Genomic DNA, 2,500 nt, shown 5'->3' with positions numbered 1-2,500 from the left:
CACCTACTGGAGGACCGAACCCACGTCTGTTGAAAAAGACGGGGATGAGTTGTGGATAGGAGTGAAAGGCTAATCAAGCTCGGAGATAGCTGGTTCTCCCCGAAAGCTATTTAGGTAGCGCCTCGTGTCTCACTCCTGGGGGTAGAGCACTGTTTCGGCTAGGGGGCCATCCCGGCTTACCAAACCGATGCAAACTCCGAATACCAGGAAGTGCAATCACGGGAGACACACGGCGGGTGCTAACGTCCGTCGTGAAGAGGGAAACAACCCAGACCGCCAGCTAAGGTCCCCAAATTACCGCTCAGTGGTGAACGATGTGGGAAGGCTCAGACAGCCAGGAGGTTGGCTTAGAAGCAGCCATCCTTTAAAGAAAGCGTAATAGCTCACTGGTCGAGTCGGCCTGCGCGGAAGATTCAACGGGGCTCAAGCGGTATACCGAAGCTGCGGGTGTGTAGCAATACATGCGGTAGGGGAGCGTTCTGTAAGCCTGTGAAGGTGGATCGAGAGGTCTGCTGGAGGTATCAGAAGTGCGAATGCTGACATAAGTAACGATCATGCGGGTGAAAACCCCGCACGCCGAATGCCCAAGGTTTCCTGCGCAACGTCAATCGGCGCAGGGTGAGTCGGCCCCTAAGGCGAGGCAGAAATGCGTAGTCGATGGGAAACCGGTTAATATTCCGGTACTTGGCTGTACTGCGATGGGGGGACGGAGAAGGCTAGGCGAGCCGGGCGTTGGTTGTCCCGGTTCAAGCGTGTAGGCAGACATTCTAGGCAAATCCGGAGTGTCAATGCTGAGACGTGATGACGAGTCCGCTTGCGGACGAAGCCGTTGATGCCAAGCTCCCAGGAAAAGCCTCTAAGCTTCAGGTACAGCGAAACCGTACCCCAAACCGACACAGGTGGGCAGGGTGAGAATCCCAAGGCGCTTGAGAGAACTCGGGTGAAGGAACTCGGCAAAATAGCACCGTAACTTCGGGATAAGGTGCGCCTGCACTACGTGAAAGCCCTCGCGGCTGGAGCGGAAGCAGGCCGCAGTGACCAGGTGGCTGCGACTGTTTACTAAAAACACAGCACTCTGCAAACACGAAAGTGGACGTATAGGGTGTGACGCCTGCCCGGTGCCGGAAGGTTAATTGATGGGGTCAGCCGCAAGGTGAAGCTCTTGATCGAAGCCCCGGTAAACGGCGGCCGTAACTATAACGGTCCTAAGGTAGCGAAATTCCTTGTCGGGTAAGTTCCGACCTGCACGAATGGCGTAACGATGGCCACGCTGTCTCCACCCGAGACTCAGTGAAATTGAACTCGCTGTGAAGATGCAGTGTACCCGCGGCTAGACGGAAAGACCCCGTGAACCTTTACTACAGCTTTACACTGGACTTTGAGTCTTCTTGTGTAGGATAGGTGGGAGGCTATGAAGCGTGGACGCCAGTTCGCGTGGAGCCATCCTTGAAATACCACCCTGGAATACTTGAGGTTCTAACCTCGGCCCGTGATCCGGGTCAGGGACCGTGTATGGTGGGTAGTTTGACTGGGGCGGTCTCCTCCCAAAGAGTAACGGAGGAGTGCGAAGGTACCCTCAGCGCGGTCGGAAATCGCGCATTGAGTGCAAAGGCATAAGGGTGCTTAACTGCGAGACAGACACGTCGAGCAGATACGAAAGTAGGTCTTAGTGATCCGGTGGTTCTGTATGGAAGGGCCATCGCTCAACGGATAAAAGGTACTCCGGGGATAACAGGCTGATTCCGCCCAAGAGTCCATATCGACGGCGGAGTTTGGCACCTCGATGTCGGCTCATCACATCCTGGGGCTGTAGCAGGTCCCAAGGGTATGGCTGTTCGCCATTTAAAGTGGTACGCGAGCTGGGTTTAGAACGTCGTGAGACAGTTCGGTCCCTATCTGCCGTGGGCGTTGGAAATTTGAGGGGAGCTTCTCCTAGTACGAGAGGACCGGAGTGGACGTACCTCTGGTGTTCCGGTTGTCATGCCAATGGCACTGCCGGGTAGCTATGTACGGACGGGATAACCGCTGAAAGCATCTAAGCGGGAAGCCCACCCCAAGATGAGATTTCCCGGGGCCTCTGAGCCCCCTGAAGGTCCGTTGGAGACCACAACGTTGATAGGCAGGGTGTGGAAGCGCAGCAATGCGTGTAGCTAACCTGTACTAATTGACCGTGCGGCTTGACCATATAACACCCAAGCGCTCTGGCGCCGCTGGGTGATGATGTGGTCGGCGCTGGAAAGCGCAGCCGCTGGCCTCGCGAGGCCGCACCGACTTGACTTGGCACGCACCGTTTTTGCCTGGCGGCCATAGCGGCGTGGAACCACCCGATCCCATCTCGAACTCGGACGTGAAACGCGCCAGCGCCGATGATAGTGTGGGGTCTCCCCATGCGAACGTAGGTCACCGCCAGGCACCCATTGCCCCGAACGCCCTCGCCCTCACCCGGCCAGGGCGTTCGGCTTTTCAGGGCACCCGCAACCCCCCGCCGCCTCGCCCCCGC

2 rRNA genes (1 of these 2 cut by a window edge) are annotated in these 2,500 nt (G+C 57.3%); both read left to right on the top strand.

What is annotated here, in order from left to right:
- Positions 1 to 2,185, top strand: a 23S ribosomal RNA gene (locus EV699_RS19595); it begins 712 nt to the left of the window's first position.
- Positions 2,186 to 2,296: 111 nt separating this feature from the next.
- Positions 2,297 to 2,412 (top strand): 5S ribosomal RNA (gene rrf, locus EV699_RS19590).
- Positions 2,413 to 2,500: the final 88 nt, after the last annotated feature.

Origin of the sequence: Plasticicumulans lactativorans, assembly GCF_004341245.1 — a bacterium.
GTDB classification, from domain to species: domain Bacteria; phylum Pseudomonadota; class Gammaproteobacteria; order Competibacterales; family Competibacteraceae; genus Plasticicumulans_A; species Plasticicumulans_A lactativorans.
The sequence above is the reverse complement of the archived record's forward strand: the minus strand, read 5'-3'. Positions and strand labels throughout refer to the sequence as shown.